The sequence below is a fragment of the Oribacterium sp. oral taxon 102 genome, from assembly GCF_013394775.1.
Taxonomy (GTDB): domain Bacteria; phylum Bacillota; class Clostridia; order Lachnospirales; family Lachnospiraceae; genus Oribacterium.
Genome location: NZ_JABXYT010000001.1, coordinates 17686 through 38889 on the forward strand (window position 1 = coordinate 17686; position 21204 = coordinate 38889).

Annotated in this window: 20 protein-coding genes, 4 tRNA genes and 1 pseudogene; 3 read left to right on the forward strand and 22 right to left on the reverse strand. The window is 55.9% G+C overall.

Translation table 11 applies throughout. From position 1 onward, the window contains the following. Positions 1-107: 107 nt before the first annotated feature. Complete coding sequence (gene deoC / locus HW273_RS00075) at positions 108-749, reverse strand: deoxyribose-phosphate aldolase (protein ID WP_330603844.1); 642 nt, start codon at positions 747-749, stop codon at positions 108-110. Positions 750-772: 23 nt separating this feature from the next. Between deoC and HW273_RS11820 the strand changes: the two are divergent. Then, positions 773-910, forward strand: a pseudogene (locus HW273_RS11820) (hypothetical protein); the annotation flags it as partial. Positions 911-1135: 225 nt separating this feature from the next. After that, a complete protein-coding gene (locus HW273_RS11435; RefSeq protein ID WP_243206706.1) occupies positions 1136-1291 on the forward strand; it encodes a hypothetical protein in 156 nt (51 codons plus the stop codon). A gap of 139 nt (positions 1292-1430) precedes the next feature. On the opposite strand, the gene HW273_RS00085 is transcribed toward HW273_RS11435, so the two are convergent. The 15 genes from HW273_RS00085 to HW273_RS00155 form a co-directional block, all read right to left on the reverse strand. Beyond that, entirely contained in the window at positions 1431-2465 is a 1035-nt protein-coding gene (locus HW273_RS00085; RefSeq protein WP_179009598.1) for a LacI family DNA-binding transcriptional regulator, read from the reverse strand. Continuing rightward, positions 2447-3988, reverse strand: coding sequence for a 4-alpha-glucanotransferase (malQ, locus tag HW273_RS00090; RefSeq protein WP_179009600.1), 1542 nt, complete (start codon positions 3986-3988; stop codon positions 2447-2449). The genes HW273_RS00085 and malQ overlap by 19 nt, the downstream gene beginning before the upstream one ends. Positions 3989-4046: 58 nt before the next feature. After that, positions 4047-4880: a carbohydrate ABC transporter permease gene (locus HW273_RS00095; RefSeq protein ID WP_179009602.1), complete on the reverse strand. Its 834-nt coding sequence runs from the start codon at positions 4878-4880 to the stop codon at positions 4047-4049. Continuing rightward, positions 4880-5722, reverse strand: coding sequence for a carbohydrate ABC transporter permease (locus HW273_RS00100; protein ID WP_179009604.1), 843 nt, complete (start codon positions 5720-5722; stop codon positions 4880-4882). The genes HW273_RS00095 and HW273_RS00100 overlap by 1 nt, the downstream gene beginning before the upstream one ends. 208 nt (positions 5723-5930) lie before the next feature. Beyond that, positions 5931-7313 (reverse strand): ABC transporter substrate-binding protein, encoded by a 1383-nt coding sequence (locus HW273_RS00105; RefSeq protein ID WP_179009606.1) that lies wholly within the window; start codon positions 7311-7313, stop codon positions 5931-5933. A 320-nt stretch (positions 7314-7633) separates the two neighbouring features. After that, the gene (locus tag HW273_RS00110; protein ID WP_179009608.1) at positions 7634-8065 is read right to left on the reverse strand and encodes an aspartate carbamoyltransferase regulatory subunit; all 432 of its coding nucleotides are present in this window, start codon (positions 8063-8065) and stop codon (positions 7634-7636) included. 13 nt (positions 8066-8078) lie between these two features. Beyond that, on the reverse strand, positions 8079-8999 hold the full coding sequence (gene pyrB, locus HW273_RS00115; RefSeq protein WP_179009610.1) for an aspartate carbamoyltransferase: 921 nt from the start codon (positions 8997-8999) through the stop codon (positions 8079-8081). Positions 9000-9074: 75 nt separating this feature from the next. Then, entirely contained in the window at positions 9075-9713 is a 639-nt protein-coding gene (gene pyrE, locus HW273_RS00120; RefSeq protein ID WP_179009612.1) for an orotate phosphoribosyltransferase, read from the reverse strand. Positions 9714-9753: 40 nt separating this feature from the next. Beyond that, positions 9754-10458: an orotidine-5'-phosphate decarboxylase gene (pyrF, locus tag HW273_RS00125; protein ID WP_179009614.1), complete on the reverse strand. Its 705-nt coding sequence runs from the start codon at positions 10456-10458 to the stop codon at positions 9754-9756. A gap of 45 nt (positions 10459-10503) precedes the next feature. After that, on the reverse strand, positions 10504-11412 hold the full coding sequence (locus HW273_RS00130) for a dihydroorotate dehydrogenase (RefSeq protein WP_179009623.1): 909 nt from the start codon (positions 11410-11412) through the stop codon (positions 10504-10506). Beyond that, positions 11406-12128, reverse strand: coding sequence for a dihydroorotate dehydrogenase electron transfer subunit (locus HW273_RS00135; RefSeq protein ID WP_179009625.1), 723 nt, complete (start codon positions 12126-12128; stop codon positions 11406-11408). Before HW273_RS00135 ends, HW273_RS00130 begins: the two co-directional genes overlap by 7 nt. Continuing rightward, entirely contained in the window at positions 12109-13476 is a 1368-nt protein-coding gene (locus HW273_RS00140) for a dihydroorotase (RefSeq protein WP_330603846.1), read from the reverse strand. Before HW273_RS00140 ends, HW273_RS00135 begins: the two co-directional genes overlap by 20 nt. Before the next feature lie 557 nt (positions 13477-14033). Next, a complete protein-coding gene (locus tag HW273_RS00145) occupies positions 14034-15413 on the reverse strand; it encodes a TPM domain-containing protein (RefSeq protein WP_179009629.1) in 1380 nt (459 codons plus the stop codon). Positions 15414-15418: 5 nt separating this feature from the next. After that, complete coding sequence (locus tag HW273_RS00150; protein ID WP_179009631.1) at positions 15419-16519, reverse strand: TFIIB-type zinc ribbon-containing protein; 1101 nt, start codon at positions 16517-16519, stop codon at positions 15419-15421. A gap of 36 nt (positions 16520-16555) precedes the next feature. Continuing rightward, positions 16556-17989, reverse strand: coding sequence for a right-handed parallel beta-helix repeat-containing protein (locus tag HW273_RS00155; protein WP_179009633.1), 1434 nt, complete (start codon positions 17987-17989; stop codon positions 16556-16558). Between the two features lie 300 nt (positions 17990-18289). Here HW273_RS00155 and HW273_RS00160 point away from each other — a divergent pair, with 300 nt between their 5' ends. Then, a complete protein-coding gene (locus HW273_RS00160) occupies positions 18290-18859 on the forward strand; it encodes an NUDIX hydrolase (RefSeq protein ID WP_179009635.1) in 570 nt (189 codons plus the stop codon). Here HW273_RS00160 and HW273_RS00165 read toward each other — a convergent pair. From HW273_RS00165 to HW273_RS00190, 6 genes are all read right to left on the reverse strand, one after another. Beyond that, entirely contained in the window at positions 18786-20165 is a 1380-nt protein-coding gene (locus tag HW273_RS00165; protein ID WP_179009637.1) for a DEAD/DEAH box helicase, read from the reverse strand. The two genes, HW273_RS00160 and HW273_RS00165, sit on opposite strands and share 74 nt — an antisense overlap. Positions 20166-20222: 57 nt before the next feature. Further along, complete coding sequence (locus HW273_RS00170) at positions 20223-20567, reverse strand: VOC family protein (RefSeq protein ID WP_179009639.1); 345 nt, start codon at positions 20565-20567, stop codon at positions 20223-20225. Positions 20568-20735: 168 nt separating this feature from the next. Beyond that, positions 20736-20808: transfer RNA gene (locus HW273_RS00175), tRNA-Lys, on the reverse strand. A 4-nt stretch (positions 20809-20812) separates the two neighbouring features. After that, positions 20813-20884, reverse strand: a tRNA-Gly gene (locus HW273_RS00180). A 103-nt stretch (positions 20885-20987) separates the two neighbouring features. Beyond that, a tRNA-Phe gene (locus HW273_RS00185) sits at positions 20988-21060 on the reverse strand. Positions 21061-21063: 3 nt separating this feature from the next. Then, positions 21064-21134: transfer RNA gene (locus HW273_RS00190), tRNA-Gly, on the reverse strand. Between the last annotated feature and the right edge of the window lie 70 nt (positions 21135-21204).

Sequence of the window (21204 nt, forward strand, 5' to 3'; positions counted from 1 at the left end):
CCGCGCGGAATCCCCTGCTATAGATTTTATATACAGTTTTATTGTAACAGTTCAGCTAAGCCATTCGCAATTCGCCGAAACAGAAACGATTGCTCTCGGGAAATCAGTCAGCCGAGCACCTGCATCCCTGCACTCACTCCCAGACGGTCTGCCCCTGCCTCGATCAGCTCGCGGGCAAACGCCGGCGTATGGATCCCGCCGGATGCCTTAACCTTTAAGCGGTCGCCGACAGTCTTCTTCATCAGACGAACATCCTCCGTCTTCGCGCCGGCGGTAGAAAAGCCGGTCGAGGTCTTCACGAAGGCGGCGCCTGCCTCCTCGGAGAGCCGACAGGCTCTGACCTTCTCCTCCTCCGTGAGCAGGCAGGTCTCAATGATGACCTTCACGAGCGCCGGCTTCGCCGCCTCTACGACCGCGCGGATATCCTCCCGCACAAGGTCGTCCTTCCTATCCTTCAGCGCGCCGACGTGAATGACCATATCGATCTCTCCTGCTCCCGCTTCGACGGCTGCCTTCGCCTCGAACGCCTTGGCGCTGGTCAGCATTGCCCCCAGCGGAAAGCCGACCACACAGCAGGTGGTGACGCCGCTTCCTGAGAGCTCTCTCGATACCAGCGGCGCATAGCAGGAATTCACACAGACAGAGTGAAAGCCGTGCTCCTTCGCCTCTGCACAGTATTTCCGCACCTCCGCCTCCGTTGCAGCTGCCTTCAGAATCGTATGATCAATGTATTTCGCGATATTCTCCACTTTTTCTTCCTCCCTCTCTTCCCTTGTATGCATATCTGATATTATCGCGCGGAATAGCACAAAATGCAAGGCATTTTCCTCTGACGCCAAAGCAGATCTCCGATCTCCTGCATATCTCTGCGTCCTCCGTCACCTACCACATCTGGAAGCTGAAAAAGCTGGGCATCGTCGAGCTGGATCACAGGGCAATGATACGAGGCATACGGGCAAGCTTCTATAGAAAAGCCCCCTGCATCATGAATCTTAAAGGAGACTGCAAAGACGATCTGTACGAAGAAAAAATGCTCCTTGCCGATTACTCCCTCTCTGAAAGCCGGAAGGGCTTTCGGGATTATCTTTCCGAGCTTGCTGAAAAAGCAGAAAAGCCTGCTGTATCGGGAGATTTTATGAACGCTATTTTTTATCTCAGCGATGCCGAGGCGGCAGAGCTTCGAGATCTCCTGCGAAGCTTCCAACAAGAGCACATAGAGCCTCAGGCAGATGCGAAGCCATGGGATATCGCGTTGCTTGCATATCCTGCGGACGATTGCCTCCCGCATTGACAAATGAAGGGCTTTCACGGTATTTTGTACTGCCGCGATACTGCCGGAATTTCCAAGCGGCATGGTCGCGGATCATTTCGGCCGTAATATTGTATACATTTTATCGCAGCCTATCCCGCAAACTATGGAAGCCCCGTTCTCAGGCGCTTTCCCGCTTCTTCAGCTCTCCTGCGAAGATCTGGTGACAGCGCTCCTGCACCTCCGCTTCGCCGCTGAGCTTCGCAAAAAGCAGTGTGATGGACTCCATCGCCATCCGCTCCACCGGCTGTGCCAGCGTCGTCAGAGACGGAATCAGGAAGCGACCGGTGTCCAGCCCGTCAAAGCCCGCCACCGCCACCTGCTCCGGAATCCGGATCCCGGAATCCTGCAGTGCCCGCATTGCGCCGATCGCCATCTGGTCCGAGATCGCATAGACTGCGTCGAAGTCGACGCCCTGCTCGAGCAGATGCCGCACAGCAAGATAGCCATTCTTATGGGTATAGGTCAGCTCCGCGCATGCCGGACGAACGATCAGTGCCGGATCGGCAGAAATACCATGGGCAATCAGCGACTCGAGATAGCCGCGCAGACGGAGCGCGCCGATGCTTTCATCCTCCTCGCTTGCGCTGAGGATCGCGATGCGCTTCCTGCCGCTCTCCAAAAGATAATCCGTGATCTTCCGCGACTCCCTCCGGTCGTCGATCGTCACATAGTCGTAGTCGGCGAGGTCCTGCCCGGGATCCATCGCCACGGAGCAAAAGACGAACGGCACCTGAATCCGCCGCAGCCTCTCCGCGGATCGGAGCGGAGAACCGCCGAGGAAAAGCAGACCATTCAGCCGTTTCTCCCGTTCAAGAAGCGCCGCGACCTCGATCTCATCCTGCTTCTCCTCGACATGCTGCAGCACCAGTGAATACTCCTTCTTCGAGCACTCTTCCTCCAGCACTCGTATCATCCCTGTGAAAAAGGGGTTTGTGATGCCCTTAACGAGCACGGCGATATTTCTGGAATCGCTGATCTTCAGATTCCGCGCCGAGTTATTCGGCACATAACCGTACCGCTCAATGATTTCCTCGACTCTGCGCTTCGTTTCGGGTTTGATGTCGTAATGATTGTTGATGGCACGCGAAACCGTCGATACGCTCAGGCCCGCGAGCTTCGCAATCTCCTTTATCGTCAGCTTTTCTCTCTCCATCTGCCGCTCTCCTTCGTAAGCTCTGCGATTCTGTCCTGTAATGCAGCAGTAAAGTCTTCGCTCCGGAAGCGGTAGGTCCAGTTCCCGCCCAATGTAGACGGTGTATTGATCCTCGCCTCTCCTCCGAGCCCCATGTAGTCCTGAAGCGGAATGATTACGGTATTGGAGCGTGCCTTCAGCGTCATGCGAAGGAACGCCGTCACATAGTCGGAATGCAGCATTTCCACTGCGCTGCATTGCAGCGCAGCCGCTGCCATCCGCCGATCCTCCTCCGAGATCTCCAAAAGCCATGCCCGGAGCGTCTGGTTATCGTGTGTGCCGGTATAGGCAACCGTATTTTCCCGCCATGTCACAGGGCGATAGTCCGCCTCCTCCCGGGAATCGAACGCAAACTCCAGTATCTTCATCCCCGGATAGCCGCTTTCCTCCACCAGCTTCCGCACGGAATCAGTCACATAGCCAAGATCCTCTGCGATGATACGCCGTCCCTCCCCGAGCGCTCTCTTCAAATGCCGAAAAAGCTCGATGCCCGGCCCCTTCTCCCAGTGTCCGCCCGTTGCATCGGTGCTGGGATACGGAACCGCGTAATATTCGTCGAAGCCGCGGAAGTGATCCACACGGACAATGTCGTACAGCGAGAAGCAGTGCCGCATCCGACGGATCCACCATTCGTAGCCGGTTTTCCTGTGGTAGCCCCAGTCATAGAGCGGATTGCCCCAGAGCTGTCCTGTCCGGGAGAAGGCATCCGGCGGACAGCCCGCCACCTGCTTCGGTTCCCCGTTTTCATCCAGCTGGAAGAGTCTCGGATCTGTCCGCACATCAGAGGAATCCAGCGAGACATAGATCGGGATATCTCCGATGATCTCGATGCCCAGCGCATTGACATACGCCTTCAGGGCACTCCACTGCTTCCGAAATTCATACTGCTCGAAGAGGAAAAACTCTGTCGGAAGTGCCATTGCCCTGCTGCGGTATTCCGCATAGGCGGGAAGCCAGAAGCCGTTGTCCCGGAGGAAGTCCTCATATTGCCTCCGTTCTGCCGCCGTCAGCAGAAACGTCCCATTCTTTTCCTCTCCCGCTGCCAAAAGCGACTCCGTCCCGCCGCGCACCCCGTCATATGCCGCCTGAAAACGACGATAGGCACGCATCAGCAGTGAGAAACGCTCCGTATAGAGCGCACCGTAGGAAATCCGCTGTGCCTCTGCCCCAAAGTTGCAGGAATCGCACTCCTCCGCACGCAGCAGCCCCTCCTCTGTCAAGGTTTCCAGATCGATAAAATACGGATTTCCCGCAAAGGTGGAGAAGCTCTGATACGGCGAGTCCCCATAGCCGGTGGGACCTACCGGCAAGATCTGCCAGTATTTCTGTCCCGCTCCGGCGAGAAAATCCGCAAATTTCCGTGCCTCCCTGCCCAGCGTCCCGATTCCGTACTTTCCCGGAAGGGAAAAAATCGGCATCAGTACTCCTGCCGCACGCTCCCATGCCGCTCCGCTGTCGTTCTGTTTTCTGTTCTGCTCCGACATTTTCTGCGCTCCTGCTGTATGATCTGTATTGTCTGTATTGTCTTTATGCTTCCGCAGCTTATCCCTTTACGGCTCCCGCCACGATTCCCTCAATAATATATCTCTGGCAGAAGCCATAGAAGATCACGATCGGAATGATGGAAAGCACCAGAACCGCCATCATCGCCCCCATATCGACGGAGCCGTATCCGCCCTTCAGATACTGCACGGCGATCGGAATGGTTTTGTACTTCTTCAGATCCAGCGTCAAAGACGGAAGCAGATAATCATTCCAGATCCACATCGTCTGGAGAATCGCCACCGTAATCGCCGTCGGACGCATGATCGGCATCACCACATGGAAGAAGGTCTGAATCGGCGTACAGCCGTCGATCATCGCCGCTTCCTCGATCTCCAGCGGGATCGACTTCACGAAGCCGGTGAACATAAATACCGCCAGTCCCGCGCCGAAGCCGAGGTATATCACCACGAGTCCCAGCGGATTGGAGAGCTTCAGCATGTTCGCGATCTTCGACAGCGGGAACATTACCATCTGGAAGGGAACGATCATGGAAAATAGGCAGAGGTAATAGATCACCTGCGTCGTCCGGTTGTGTACCCGCATGATATACCATGCGCACATCGAGGTACAGACGATAATCACCAGCACCGACAGCACAGTCACGAACAGAGAGACCCCTGCCGCCTCGATCAGCCCGGTCTTCCGGATGCCGTTGATATAGTTCTCCATTCCCACGAAGGTCTTCCCCTCGGGGAGCCGGAACGGCCGCTTCGAGATATATGCCTTCTTCTTAAAGGAATTCAGCAGCACGAGTACGATCGGGTAAATGTAGGCAAGCGACAGGATGGAAAAGAATACTGTCAGAAAATTGTTCAGCGCTTTCTTATTCATTACTGCTGTACCTCCCTTCTCCGCGCGAGATAGTTCTGTGTAATGGCAATCGCTCCTACGATCAGGAAGAAGACTACCGCCTTAGCCTGTCCGACGCCCTCCCAGCCATGTCTGCCATAGAAGGTCGTGAAGATATTCATAGCGAGCATTTCCGACATATTCCCCGGCTCGCCGTTCGTCAGCGCGAGGTTCTGATCGAAGAGCTTGAAGCCGTTCGTCAGCGTCAGGAAGGTGCAGACGGTGATGGACGGCATCAGCATCGGGATCGTCACGAAACGAAGCTGCTGCCACTTATTCGCTCCGTCAATCTTCGCTGCTTCGATCAGGTCCCCCGGAATGTTCTGAATCCCTGCAATGTAGATGATCATCATGTAGCCGACCTGCTGCCAGAGGAGCAGGATTACCAGCCCCCAGAAGCCGTAGGTCGCCGAATAGGTCAGAGTCTTTCCCCAATGTGCGAGGATGCCGTTCAGAAGCAGGTTCCAGATATAGCCGAGTACGATGCCGCCGATCAGGTTCGGCATGAAAAATACGGTTCGGAAGAGATTCGTCCCCCTGATCTTCCTCGTCAGTGCCAGCGCCACAACGAAGGCAAGGAAATTGATCAGGAGCACCGTCACGATGGTGAAGGCAGTTGTATACCAGAGAGAGTGCACGAAGCCGCCATCCGAAAAGATCCTGCCATAGTTTCCGAAGCCGATAAACCGCGCATCTGTAATCGTCGTGAACTTACAGAACGAAAGATAAATCCCCACAAGGAACGGGGCGATGAATCCGATCGTAAATGCCGCTATCGTCGGCAGTACGAAGATCGGAAAGTATCTTTTGATCGCTTTCTCCATAGCTTTTCTCCCTAAATTTTGTCCCTTTTGTTTCCTTTTTTTGAAATGGGCCTTCGGCAGAGAAGTTTTTAGCCGAAAGCCCAGGATGCAGAACGATATTATTGTATAAGTCCCCTGTCAGGCGGACGAACGCGAGACAAGCTTGCTTTCACGAGCGCCCGGACATTTGACAGGGCAAGAGGTATGCGTGATGTATCTCACACAAGGATTACTTGGAAGCCTCCTTCTCCGTCTTCCAGTTGTCTACGAACGCGGTCTTCACGCCTGCCCAGTCTCCCGTGCCCTGTGCATACTGCAGAAGTGCAGAGCCCAGTTCGTCCTTCCATGTCTCCGACGGCATCGTCGTGAAGTTCCATGATACCGGCGTCTTTCCCTTATTATAAGCATCGGCTGCAACTACCAGCGGATTCTCCGGCAGATAATCCGCAAAGGTCTCAAACGGCGTTACGAAGCCCATCTCGGTGGAAAGCGCCTCGCGTCCCTCATCGGACTCTACCACCCACTGCATGAAGTCGAGCGTCGCCTGAATATCCTCCGGAGAGGCCTTGGCGTTAACGCACCAGAAGTTCTCCGAACCGGTGCAGAGTCCCTGCTTCTCCTCGCCCTCGGCACCGATATAGATCGGAAGCATCCCGAGATCCTCGTCCGCTACCTCGTTGCCCTTGATATCGCCGTAAGCCCAGGTGCCGTTCTGGTAAAAGACCGCCTCGCCCAGTGCGAACTCAGACGCAGCATCCTCTCCCGTCTTCCCGGAAAGGAGGCTCGGCTCCGTCGTGGAATCTGTGAGATAAAGGTCGAAGATGTTCTTGTACTGATCGAGATAGCTTCCCTTGATCGCATCGGTATCGCTGATGCCATCCGCCTTGTACTCATAATAAATCGGCAGATTCGCGAGGTGCGTCTTAAATCTCCAGTCGGAGGAGGAGTCGAAGCCTGCCGAGGTGAACGCCCCCTCGATACCGAGCTCAGCCTTTCGCGCCTGGATATCGTCCGCAACCTCCTTCAGCTTCGCGAAGCTGTTGATCTCAGAAGCATCCTTGATCTTCGCGCCGTCCAGTGCAATATAGTCATTGAGAAGCTTCTTATTATAAATGATGCCGTAGGTCTCGATGACATAAGCGATGCCCCGTACCGTGCCGTCACTGTCCTTCAGCGCATAGTCGTCGCTCATCAGATCCTTATATACCGCAGAATCTCCGAGATCATAGCAGTAATCTCTCCAGTTCGCAAGTCCCACCGGGCCGTTCACCTGGAACAGGGTCGGCGCCTCGCTCTTCGCCATCTCGGACTTGAGCTGCTGCTCATAGGTATTGGAAGCGGCTGTCTGTACCGTCACCGGAACGCCGGTCTCCTCTGTGTACTTCCCTGCCAGACTCACCCACTGCTCTGCCTGCTCCGGCTTGAAGTTCAGGTAGTAAACCTGTCCCTTGCCGCCCTCTGCCTTGCTCTCCTCCGCCTTCGCGGTCTCTGCCTTGCTCTCACCCCCTGCCGCCTGCGTAGGAGCGGTATTTCCGGAGCCGCAGCCGGCCAGTACAGAGCCCAGCATCGCCGCCGTCATCCCAAGTGCCAGGAAACGATTCATTTTCTTCATAAGATTCTCCCTCTCTCCTCACGGAGCTGAAATGAATATCCGGCTTTTACAGTGCCTGCCCGCATCTGTAAAAGCATTTTCCATTTTTTAAAATACTAGGATTTCTTTTCCAGAAACGTTATCGGTAACGTTACCGGTTACAGTTATTTTTATAGCACTTTCCCATGAATTTGACAATCCATTATTTTAGATATTTTATATTTTTGTGTAATGCGCTGTATTTTTTATTTTATTTTTGTGCATTTCGCAATGAATATCCGTCCTGTAAAGAAGTGCTGCCCACAATACCTCTATGCAGGCAGGCGGTGCCGCCTGCCTGTTCAGTTCAGCTCCTCGCTCTTCACGATCGTGTCGCAGTAGACGCAGCGGTACTGCCGCTTCTCGCGATCCGCCAGCCGGAAGATATGCGGGAGCTCCTGCTCAACCGAGGTGATACAGCGGGGGTTCTTACAGTGTAGCACATCCCTAAGCTTCTCCGGAAGCTCCAGAGATGCCTTCTCGATCCGCTTCCCGTCCTTGATATAATTGACCGTGATGCCCGGATCAATATAGCCGAGCACGTCAAGATCGAGGTCGATATCCTCAGAAATTTTCACGATATCCTTCCTGCCCATCTTGCCGGAGGAACAGTTCTGGATCAACGCAACCTGACTGTGAAGCCTGTCCAGCCCCAAATACCTGTACACCAGCATACTCCTGCCTGCCTTGATATGATCCAGTACGATACCGTTCTCAATGCCGTCAATATTCATGCCTCTCCTCCCTTCATTCCAATCCCAGCAAATACAGAATCAGCGCCATCCGCATCTGCTTGCCGCAGAGCGTCTGATAGAAATACTTCGCTCTCGGATCGTCATCAACCTTGACAGAGATTTCATTCACTCTCGGCAGCGGATGCAGAATTGCCATATCCTCCTTCGCGTTCCGGAGCTTCTCCGGTGTCAGGATATAGATATCCTTCAGCCTTACATAATCCTCCTCATTGAAGAAGCGCTCCTTCTGCACTCTCGTCATGTAGAGGATGTCCAGTGACGGAATCGCCGCCTCGAGGTCGGTGGTCTCTACATAATTCACGCCTGCCTTCTCCAGCTTCTCCGTCTCATACTCCGGGATGCGAAGCTCCACGGGAGAAATCAGGATATAGCGGTTCCCCGGGTAACGCAGCATCGCATCGATCAGGGAGTGCACCGTCCGTCCGAATTTCAGGTCGCCGCAGAGTCCGATCGTCAGTCCCTCCAGTCTCCCCTTGGTTCGCTGTATCGTCAGGATATCCGCCAGCGTCTGCGTCGGATGGAAATGCCCGCCGTCACCCGCATTGATAAAAGGCACCGCAGTATGCTCGCTCGCCACGACCGGTGCTCCCTCCTTCGGATGGCGCATCGTAATGATATCCGCATAGTTCGAAACCGTCGCGATCGTATCTGCGACAGACTCGCCCTTCGCCGCAGAGGAGCTGGATGCTCCCGCGAAGCCGAGCACAGCACCGCCGAGCTCCAGCATCGCAGCCTCGAAGGAAAGGCGGGTTCTGGTCGAGGGCTCGAAAAAGAGCGTTGCCAGCTTCCTGTGCCTGCACTTTTCCTGATACTTCTCGGGATTTTTGTCAATATCATTCGCCGTCTCGATCAGATGCTGGATCTCATCCGTACTGAGATCCAGAATGTTCACAATACTTCTGTTTTTCTGCATGATTTTTCCTTTCCGACTCCATATGCCGTAACAATTGCCAGCAGAGAACGCAGCCGGGCTGTTGCGCACGCTGCCTCAGTCCTGAATCCAGCCCTCATCCGACGGATTATCCCGGAAGCGAAGCAGCTTCGCCTCATCCGACGGCTGTATATAGCCCTCTGATACTGCCACCTTTACGAGGCTGTCGAGATCGCAGAGGCTGTGATTCTCTACACCTGCCGCTGCGAGCCGCTCTATCCCCTTCCGCATCCCATAGGTGAAAATACTGACAATGCCGAGCACCTCCGCGCCCGCCTCACGAAGCGGCTCCACACAATCCAGCACAGAGCCGCCAGTCGAAATCAGATCCTCTATCACCACGACCTTCTGACCGGGAAGCAGTCTCCCCTCGATCTGGTTCTTCCTGCCGTGATCCTTCGCAGCGCCGCGGACATAGCCCATCGGCTTGCCGAGAATATCTGCCGCAATCGCCGCATGCGCGATGCCCGCGGTGGAGGTGCCGAAGAGTGCCTCTGCCTCCGGATAGTGCTCCCGTACCTTCTCCGCGATGCCTCTCTCAATCAATGTGCGAACCTCCGGATAGCTGAGTGTCAGCCGATTGTCGCAGTAGATCGGAGACTTGATGCCGGACGCCCAGGTAAACGGCTCCTCCGGCCGCAGAAATACCGCTCTGATGGAAAGCAGTCCCTTCGCAATCTCTTCTTTTGTCACCATGATTTCCCCTTTTCTCCTTCTTCTCTTTTCCAATTCCGTCTCAACCGACGAATTCCGCCAGTGCCCTGCGGTACGCCGCAACCGGATCCTCTGCCCTCGTGATCGGACGCCCGACCACGATATAGTCCGAACCGATCTCCCGCGCCCTCTCCGGTGTCGTCACTCTCGCCTGATCACCGGTCTCTCCGCCTGCAAAGCGGATGCCCGGCGTCACTGTACAGAAGCTCTCTCCCAGTTCCGCATGGATCCTGCCCGCCTCGAGCGGGGAGCAGACTACGCCGTCGAGTCCTGCCTCCTTCGCGTTTCTCGCATAATGCAGGACGACCTCCTCCATCGGCCTCTCGATCCAGAGCTCCCGCTCCATTCTTGCCTGATCCGTCGAGGTGAGCTGTGTCACCGCAATCAGCAGCGGCCGTGTGCCGTCCTCCCGGGTCAGCCCCTCCAGCGCCGCCCGCATCATTTCCACCGTCCCCGCCGCGTGCACATTGGTCATATCCACACCGAGATCCCGGAGCGAACGCATCCCGCCCCTCACCGTGTTTGGAATGTCATGCAGCTTCAGGTCGAGAAAGATCGGATGCCCCCTCCGTTTGATCTCCCGGACGACCTCCGGTCCCTCTGCATAGAAAAGCTCCATGCCGATTTTCACGAACGGCTTCCGCTCCTCTCCCCTGAACGCATCCAGAAACGCGAAGCATTCCTTCACTCCCGGAAAATCCAGCGCTATGATTACATCCTTTCCCATATACTCTCCTGTTTCTTTCCGGCGGAGCCTTCCCCGCCGTCTCTCCTATACGATGCCGATAATGTCGCGGATGCGCGCGATTCCGAGTTCCTCGCATTTCTCCGGCAGCTCCTCTATGATGTCCCGACAGACATAGGGATTTACGAGGTTTGCCGCGCCGACCTGCACCGCGCTCGCCCCTGCCATCATCATTTCCAGCACATCGGAGGCGCTCGAAACGCCGCCTATCCCGATGATCGGAAGCTTCACCGCCTGCGCCGCCTGATATACCATACGGACGGCAACCGGGAAAACCGCAGGACCGGAAAAGCCGCCCATCCCCCGTTCGAGCACGGGTCGTCTGCTCCGAATGTCGATCCGCATTCCGAGCAGCGTATTGATCAGGCTGATGCCGTCCGCCCCCGCGTCCTCCGCCGCCCTCGCGATCTCCGCGATATCCGTCACATTCGGACTGAGCTTCACATAAACCGGCTTCGTGCTCCGCTTCTTCACCTCTCTTGTTACCTCTGCGACATTCTTCGGGTCTGTCCCGAAGGCAAGTCCGCCGCCATGCACATTCGGGCAGGAAACATTCAGCTCCAGCCAGCCTACATTGTCTGCTTCCTCCATCCGCTCCGCCAGCATGCAATATTCCTCTACGGAGAAGCCGGAGATATTTGCGAGCACCGGCTTTCGATAATGCCTCGCAAGCTCCGGCAGCTCCTCCCGGCATACCTGTGCTGCGCCCGGGTTCTGCAGTCCGACTGCGTTCAGCATTCCCTCGCTGCATTCCGCAATACGCGGCAGCGGATTCCCATAACGCGGCTCCACCGTTGTTCCCTTGATCGAGATCGAACCCAGAATATTCAGATCATACAGCTCCAGGAATTCCCTGCCGAAGCCGAAGGTTCCCGACGCGGGGATCACCGGATTGTCCAGATGAATGCCGGAAAGCTCTGTGCTGATATCTACCATAGGATCTCCTCCCTATCAAAAACCGGTCCCTCCTTGCAGACCCGCTTCGCCCCGTTCCGGGTCTCCATGCTGCAGCCCATGCAGGCGCCGAAGCCGCAGCCCATCCTTGCCTCGAAGCTGAACTGCCCACCCTTCACGCGCGCAGACACCGCGCGCAGCATCGGCAGCGGTCCGCAGCAGAGCGCATAGTCATGGCTCCCCAGAATATCTGTGACGAAGCCCCTGTGCCCGTAGCTTCCGTCCACAGTCGTCACGTTGACCGGCACGCCCAGCGCACGGAACTCCCCCTCATAGAAGACATCCTCCCTGGAATTGAAGCCCAGCGCAACATAGGGATGCTTATTTTCCTGCACCAGCCGCTTGCAGAGCGCATAGAGCGGCGGCACGCCGACCCCTCCGCCCGCGAGAACCGGCCTGTCCGGCACTGCGCTGCTGTCATAGCCGTTTCCAAGTCCCGTCAGCGCCGAAAGGTAGCTTCCCCTTTCCAGATAGCTCATGTCCTCCGTGCCCTGTCCGACCACCTTGTAGATCAGTAACAGTCGATCTTTGCTCCAGTCGCAAACAGAAATCGGCCGCCGCAGATAGTGCCCCGGGAGCCGAAGCTCCACGAACTGTCCCGGCGTCCGGATCGCTTCGGTATCGCCGTCCAGCTCCATCCGGAACACATCCCGTGCGATCTCCCGGTTCGAAATAATCTTATACTCCACTTCCTTCATCTGCTCTCCTGTCCGAAATTCCTCTCTCCCTGTCATAGACCAGCCTGCCGCCGACATAGGTCTGCACAACCTCTCCCTGCACCTCCATCCCGTCAAATAGCGTGCTCCGCCCCTTGGAATAAAAGCCCCGGCTGTCCACTCTGTATATGGGGCGCAGATCAATGACAGCAAGGTCAGCATCTGCGCCTTCCTCAATATATCGCGGCCCCGGAAGGTGAAAAAGCTCCCGCGGCTTCACGGCCATCAGCTCCACCAGCCTTTCCAGCGTAATCGCCCCTGTCCCCTCAGGCGCCCGATCCACCCGGCAGCGGGCGCGTGCCGGATCCCGCCGCACCAGGTTGTGATAAAGCGCCGGAAATGCACATTCCAGTCCGACGATACCGAAGGCGGAATGATCCAGCCCTCCCGACTTCTCCTCCTCGGAATGCGGCGCATGATCCGTTATAATGCAGTCGATCGTCCCGTCCTTGATGCCCTCGAGCAGCGCGGCCCTGTCCGCAGCCTCACGGATCGGCGGATTCATACGCCAGCTCCCGTCCTCTTCGAGCTCCATATCCGTGAACATCAGGTAGTGCGGTCCTGTCTCCGCGCTCACCCGCACCCCCTCTGCCTTTGCCCGCCGAATCAGCTCCACCGATTCCTTCGTAGAAACGTGACAGACATGGTAGTGCACACCCGTCTCCCGCGCAAGTGCTATGTCCCGCTCCACCTGCTTCCATTCTGAAGCGGAATTGATCCCGATGTGATGGTGCAGCCGCGCATACACGCCTTCGTGGATGCACCCCCCCTCCTTGAGCTCTGCCTCATCCTCACAGTGGGCGACGATCGCCCGGTCGAGCTTCGCCGCACGTCGCATCGCCTCCTGCATCGTTTCTCTGTCCTGTACGCCCTTGCCGTCGTCTGTGTAAGCGACAACATAAGGAGCGATCGCTTCCAGCTCGCCAAGCTCACCTCTCCCGCTCTGGTTTCTGGTGATCGCCCCATAGGGATAGACATGTATCAGTGCATCCTGCTCGATCACCTCCAGCTCCGGCTGAAGCGTCTCCAATGTGGAGGGAGCCGGACGCAGGTTCGGCATCGCACAAACCGCGGTATAGCCGCCGTGCGCAGCCGCCGCCGTCCCGCTCCGTATCGTTTCCTTATACGAAAAACCGGGCTCGCGCAGATGCACATGCACATCTGCGAAGCCCGGAATAATAAACAATCCGTCCATATCCTGAACGGCGGCGTTCGTCTCTTCGATTTTTGAAAAACTTAACAGAACTTTTCGATCCCGGAGAAGCACATCCCGCTTTCGGAAGCCCTCTCTCGTAAAAACCGCCGCATTCTTTAGAAGTCTGTCTCTCACCGATTCCTCCTTCAAATGTGTCCGTTCGTAGTTCTGAGAGAGTATAGCACAGCGCTTTCCCGAAAGCAAGATACTGCGCAGCATTTCCCATATCATGCACGAGCCATAAAGTAAGCGTTCAGTCACCCTGTAACAGGGGGGCGGCTGAACTGCTGCATAAATCTTAATTGCTGTTTGAAATTTCACCTCGAAATTCAAAAGGCAGAACTTAATCTCTCCAAAGAAAAAGATAGCAGTTAACCCTTCTAAAAAAGAGGAATATCGGAAATTCTGTACTTGACACCGGGCTCACCCCTGCATCCGCGAGGAAGCCATAAACTCGGTCTCTCGACCGATTGCGCGTTTGGGCTCACCCCCGCATCTGCGGGGAAGCCGCTGCTCCGCTTCTTCGAAGCTCCCGCATCGCTGCCAGCTATCCGCACTTTCACAATGTTTGCACATCGCCTCGTGCTCATACCTGACAGGGAACTTATACAGTAAATCCGTGAAAGAGAAGTATCAAATTTTATGATGCAACACCAAAAAAGCTTCTGCCGGAATCCCCTCCTCTCCTGCGATCAGAAGCTTCTGCCGGAGCCGGAATGAGAGCTGCCGGAATGTCCGCTGTAGGAGCGGGAATAACTCGATTGCCCGGAGGAGGGGCTGCTTCTTTCCTCGACGATGCGGCGGGTCTTTTTCGTCACATTCAGGAAGCGGTCGGAGACCGCCCGAACCGAAACACTTCCCGGCAGAATATAGCCCGCTGCATTCTCGGCGCTCTTCGGCGTTCCCTTGTCCGTTTTCCACCATGCTCTGGCGAAAAGAATCCCGCCGGTCACAATGCCGAATAGCATAGAGGACAGCAGCGACCAGAGCCAGGAGGAGACGCTCCGCGTCACTCTGCCCGTCCGCTCCATATGCTCCAGATCCCGAAGGATCCCCTCGCCGCCTTCGTAGCAGCGTCCCTTCCGAAGCAGGGAAGCACACTTCTCCTCAATACGCACCCGGTTTACCTCTGTCATCCTCTCAGGCTCCGCTATCCCGGTACAGAGCAGCGCCGTCTCCTTGTCCGGGAAGAGCCCGGCCAGAAGACAGCTGCGATCCTCCCCTTCTCCGAAGCTGTGGTAATGGTAAAAGCTCTCCAGATATTCCGCTTCCGGGATTCCATAGGAAGAGGCATCTGTATAAAGCAGCGCTATCGTATAGCCCAGCTCTTCGGAAAGCGCCCGCGCCTGCTCTTCCAGCTCCCTTCTCTCCGTCCTTGTGAGCACTCCGCTCTCATCGATCACATATGGCGCTTCGAGCACCGCGCTGTTCTCTGCCTCCATCCCGCGATCCGGATACCAGTCCGGTGCAAAGGGAACCCCCTTCCGGCAGAGCGTCTCTCCGCTCTCGATCCAGCGGAGAATCGCCTCCTCGTATTCTCCCTCCCGCAGATACGCATACAGCACGTCATCCATCGTATCTGCGACGGACTCGGTATAGAGCGACATCATATCAGAGCCGGTGCAGCAGACCCAGCCTCCGCGATCCGTCGGATCCATATCAAGAAAGAGGCAGATGCCCTCCCGCTCGACACCGCTTCCATAGCCCGAGAAATCATAGAAGTCCGCCGCGCAGACATTCTTCCCCATCCCGTAGTCTGTGACATCCGTATAGATCACGAAGTCCTTTCCGCTGCTTTCCCTCGCAGCCGCGATAGATACAGAAATCCGCTTCTCCTCCGCTTCTGTGAGAATATCCGCATTGTCCACGACTCTCGGAGCTTCCGCATCGGAAAAAAAGACGAAGTCCTCGAGATTCTCCGGCCACCAATCCGGAAGCCGCTCCGGAACCGACAGCTCCGAACTGCCGATTCGTGTCCCGACATCTCCGGTTCTTCCCGCAGCAAATGCCGATATCCCCACGAGGAGGAAGCAGAGCAGAAGAAGCGGCATTGCCTTATGACAGGTCTTCATTCCTCTCACCTCCCCAGAAAATACTGCACGATCTTCCATAGCATCGATATCGCTCCGATTGCCAGCGCTCTGGTACAGAAGTAGCGGAGCTGAATCCCCGCATCCATCGGCAGCTTCCCCACAACCTTTCCGGTCTGCCCGTTGACCGTGAAATCATACGTCTCCCCCTTGAAATGGATCTGAAAGGTATAGACCGGGAACAGCAGATATTGCGCATTGATATGCGCCTGCAGCCTGCCGCCTGTCTCCACGGCACGCAGATAGCCTGCGCCTGCCTGCCGATCGATGCATTCCTTCATACTGCTCTGCATCCTCCGCAACGCTCTCTCACTGATGTCCTCCTTTGCCACGTCGAAACGATCCGCTGTGAAGCCTTGCAGATAATCTGTTCGGAATTCCGTCTGCGCAGAGAGATCAAAGGGCTCCAGAGAATCCATCATCGCGTCATCCAGCCTGCTGCTGGCATCCACCGGCAGTCCCCTGAATCCGATCGCGACATCTCGCAGCAGCTCATAGTTATGGTATTCCGTAACCTCGCATTTTCCTCTCCAATAGGATCTGGTCTTCGTGGCATAGAACTGCTTCCTGCCGGACAGCCCTCCATCGAAGACCCAGAACGGAACGTAAACCCCTGTGACCTTTCCCATCCGGCTCTCGGAGAAGAAGTCCTTCGGCAGCAATATCCGGTTCTTGTAGAAGCCTGCCATCGCCGCAGGGAGCTGCTCCGGAGTAATCCGGAAGGGGATCAGCCCATTCGGGCGCAGAGCCCCGCTGACCTTATCCGTGAGAATGATATTATTGCCGCAGTAGGGACAGCGCAGCGAGAACTGCTCCGCCGCAGCCAAAACCTCCGCGCCGCAGGAGACGCAGTTGTAAACCGGAAGCTGCGCTGCATCCAGCGCGGCCGCCCGTTCACCCAGACCGGCAAAATCAAAGCCTTCGATCTCCGCCTCCTGCGCCTCCGGCTTCCTGATCTTCTTCGGCACTTCCGGCTTTTCGGAGATCTCCAGAACCGTGCCGCAGAAGTCACAAATCTTTTTTCCGCTTGCCGGATCGTAGCGAAGCGGCGCCGTACAGTTCGGGCATTTCTCTTCTATAACAGACATACTTCCCGCCTTCCCGCATCATCATTTCCATGCCGCTCAGAGGTTATCGTGGAAGCTGCATCGCTCGATCTCGGGCATCCCGTCAGAGAAGGTTTTATAGATATTGTCCTCAAACCGGCAGTCCGTAAACTCCGATGCGCTTTCCGGCATTGTCATGAAGTTATATTCCTTGCTGCCATTCTTCCGAAAGCTGCAATTCGTGAAACGGATAGAATAGCTGCCATTGAAATCAAGCATCTGGAAACCCGTACTGTCATGCATGTCGCAATTCTCCGCTTCCAGCATATAGGTTCCCCACAGGCTGATGATGCCGTAGGTACACTCATAGATTTCTGTATCCTTCAGATTGATATTGTAGCAGCTCTCCGCTTCCAGGCCGTAGCTGCCGCTTCCATACAGATGACAGCCCTGCAGCTGAACATCATCGCAGCCCTGCAGGAAAACGACACTCCCGGAGCAGGTTCCCGGTTCCACCCGATGCCCGAGGGTCAGTCCGCTGAGCTTGATTTGGCCGCAGTTATAGAACGGAAGCACCGGACGCACCGAGTCATCGATGCAGAGCTCCGTCAGCTCCTCCGACTCTGCCATAAGATACAAATCCCTCACAGAGCTGATATAGAAGCCTATGATCTCCGATCCCGAGCCGCCGGCCGTCAGGTGATCCCCCCCTCTCTCCTGTTTCCCTATCTCCGAAAGATCGTACACACCCGGCTTCAATATGATTTTTGTACGGTCTCCAATCGCTTCCGCAAGCTCCTCTGCGGTCGATACCGTAACAATGCGGGAATATCGGTAGTCCGAAGCATGCTTGATCTTCTCCGTCCCCTCCTTCAGAAAGGTCGAGACACTTTCCCATTCATCGTCCTCCCCATAGCTCCCCTTTTCCAGCTGCATCAGATCCTGCTCTGCATTCAGCGCGAAGCGCAGCGGCTCCTCTGCCCAGCGGCCCTTCTCTCCGACGAGGCTCCACTGTGGTCCCTCAGCGCCCTCATACAGCGGCTCCTCTACTTTCTCCATGATGACATGGTAGTATGTCATGCCTGTGCTGTACTGATACTGCACATCTCTGTAATCCGCATACAGCACGCCGTCTTCCACATAGAAAAAAACACTTTTCACAGCTCCGTCTCCATCCTCCGCCATCGTGAAGTTTGTGTTCTTCTCCCCCTCCTCATCGAAATAAGAATAGGTCCAGCAGATATTGGTCCATTCCCCCAAGAGCGTCTCCAGCTCCTGCTCTGTGAAGCCTCCGGCACCCTCTGTTTTCTTGTTTCCCTCTCGGAGCCTCTTCAGCAAATCCCCCCCCTCGTCCTTTTCTCCTTTTCCGGTCTCGGAGGACTCCGCCGTACCCTGCTCCCGCCCGGTCTTCTCCCCGCAGCCGATCAGCAGCAATCCTGTCAGCAGCAGAATGAGCCATAGCAGCCTGTGTCTCCGCCCTCTTCCATGCTTCGCGTTTCTTCTTGCCCTCATACCCTTACCTCCTTCTATAGGTTGTCTTAAAAAGAGGCGCATCATACCCCCGGTTTCCCATGGGCATAACGCGCCTGTCTTTTCGATACCATATTACAACCTGTCCAGTGCCGAAGACCAAACCCGCTCTCGGGCTCTCCGCGCATTTCTATGAGGTAATTTTACCTGATTTTACACGATATTACAAGCCTTCCCACCCTTTCGAAACCAGCTTCTCCGCGGTATAATGTAACCGTTCAGGGAAGCAGATCTTTATGACTGGTCTGCCCTCATTAGAAAACAGAAAGGACACGGAAAAGCATGAAAAAGCTGATCGAAGAGCTGCAGGCATACCTGCCCTGCAACGCGCAGGAGAAAAGAGATCGGGAGGCTCTGCTTGCCTATCTGAATCTGGAAGCACTGCCGGATCCCTTCACGCGGGAAAATCCCATTGCACACCTCACCGCTTCCGCATGGGTTACCGACTCCTCCCACAGCAGGATTCTCATGGCATATCATAATCTCTACCGCTCCTGGTCCTGGCTCGGAGGACATGCGGACGGCGAGCATGATCTCCGGCTCGTCGCGGAGAAGGAGGTACGCGAGGAGAGCGGGCTCCGGACGCTCCGTCTCCTCACGCCGGAGATTTTCTCTTTGGAAATCCTCACCGTAGACGGGCATGAAAAGCGCGGACAATATGTCACCTCGCACCTGCACCTGAATCTCACCTATCTTTTCGAGGCAGATCCCTCTGAACCTGTCCGCTGTAAACCGGATGAGAATGCCGCTGTCACCTGGTTCCCCCGGGAGGAAGCCGTCAGCCGCTCCTCCGAGCCATGGTTCCGCGAACGGATCTATGCGAAATTGAATGAGAAGCTTCTGCGCTTCTAAGCCTTTGGGCCTTTTCTGAAGCTCTTCTCCCGGCCTTCCCGCCGGATTTCTTCCCCGCTGATCCACGCCGTCCGCGCTCTGCCGGTACCGCTCCCGCCGGAGTGCTTTTTCCCTGCTGTCTCTCTGCCTTCGCCGCCATTCCGGCTTTTTTTCCCGCAGCGTTTCCGCCCTTCGAGAGCCGTACCAGCGGAATGCTGCCCGCTATCTCGAGCAGCGGCAGCTCCCGCTTCATCATCCGTTCGATGTCGTAAAGACGCTCCAGCTCCTCCTCACAGCAGAGGCTCACCGCCTCTCCGACCGCACCGGCTCTGCCGGAGCGCCCGATCCTGTGAATATAGGACTCCGGATCCTCCGGCAGCTCATAGTTGAACACATGACTGAGCTTCGGCACATCGATCCCGCGAGAAGCAAGGTCGGTCGCAATCAGCACTCGAATATTGCCGGATTTGAAACGCTCCAGCGCATTCTGCCGCTGCCCCTGCGTCTTATCTCCATGGATCGAAAGCGCGTGAATCCCCGCTTTTTCCAGATCCCGTGCCAGCCTGTCCGCACCATGCTTGGTTCTGGTGAAAACAATCGACTTCTTCACTCCCTCCCGAGAAAGCAGCACTGCAAGGATATGTTTCTTCTCCGCCTTCACGGTATAGCAGAGACTCTGCTTCACCGTATCCACCGGCTCCGTCACCGGAGCGATCCGGATAGACACCGGATCCCGAAGCAGCTCCTGCGCCAGCTGCTCGATCTCCCTCGGCATGGTCGCGGAGAATAACAGGGTCTGCCGCTCCTGTCTGGCCATGCCGGCGATCTTCCGTACACTGCCGATGAAGCCCATATCCAGCATACGATCCGCCTCATCCAGCACCAGAAGCTCCACATCCCGGAGACTGAGCAGCCCCTCTCCCACATAGTCCAGAAGTCTGCCCGGTGTCGCCACGAGGATATCACAGCCCTGTGAAAGCTCCGAGAGCTGCGGCCCCGGCTTTACGCCGCCGAATACACAGACGGTTCGCAGGCGCAGATATCTGCCGTAAAGCTTGAAATTCTCAAAGATCTGTATCGCCAGCTCTCTGGTCGGCGTCAGAATCAACGCCCGGATCCGCCTCTCTCTTGCATTTCCCAGAAGCTGAAGAATCGGAAGCGCAAACGCCGCCGTCTTTCCCGTCCCGGTCTGCGCACAGGCAATCATATCCCTCCCCGACAGCAGCACAGGAATCGCCTGCTCCTGTATCGGCGAAGGCTCCCTGTAGCCCGCCTTCACAACCGCATCCTGTATTTCTTTTCTCAGTGCAAAATCCTGAAACTGCATCTCTCCTTTTCCCCTCCTCTGTCTCTATCCGTCTCTGCTTCTTCTGCCTCGCCTCTTTTAGCAGTCTCCCAGCTTCCACTCGCTGAGCGGCTTCAGCTCGATCCGCGCGCCGTCCTGCAGGAAAAACCAGTGGTCGTTAATCCGCTTCGCGCCGTACTCCTCCGCCTTCGCCATCGTCCCGGGAATATCCTCCACCGCGATAGAGATATGGTCATAGCCGTTGTCTTCACCGATCCGGATCTCCTCCTGCTCGCAGAGCTGTATTCCTTCCCGGTACCAGCACTTCCGCTCCGGCTTCTCCCCGATTTCCCTCCACATATTCATTTCAAATACATACTCGAAAAAACGCTTTGCCCCCTCGTAGTTCCTGCAGCGAATCGCCGCGTGATCGATCTTTGCCATATTCTTCTCCTCTTTTCGCACTTTCGCGATGCTTACACATCGCTGCGTTCTCATACCTGTTGTCCCGTCATATCTTCAAATGCTTTTGCAGGCAGGCTTGCACCGCATATGACCACATGACAGGGGGACTTATACAGTAAAAAAGCTCCGGAAATCCGGAGCTTTTCGTGCGCCCTCAGGGACTCGAACCCTGGACAAATAGATTAAGAGTCTACTGCTCTACCAGCTGAGCTAAGGGCGCTGAGAGCGCGAGACGGGAATCGGACCCGCGACCTTCTCCTTGGCAAGGAGACGTAGTACCACTCTACTACTCGCGCATTACTAATGTCGTTCGGCTTTCATCTCTGTGCAGAACGGAGCATTATACAAAAGGCAGATCAAAACGGTGTGAATGTTATCGCCGCTTCTCCTCGTCTTGTGTGCCCAGAACCGGAATCGAACCAGTGACACGAGGATTTTCAGTCCTCTGCTCTACCGACTGAGCTATCTGGGCAACAGCGGGTGATGGGAATCGAACCCACATATTCAGCTTGGAAGGCTGACATTCTACCATTGAACTACACCCGCAATACTTCGGTCTTGCTCGCGACTTGCGAACACGAATGGTATTTTATCCCACAGAGTTCCTTTTGTCAAC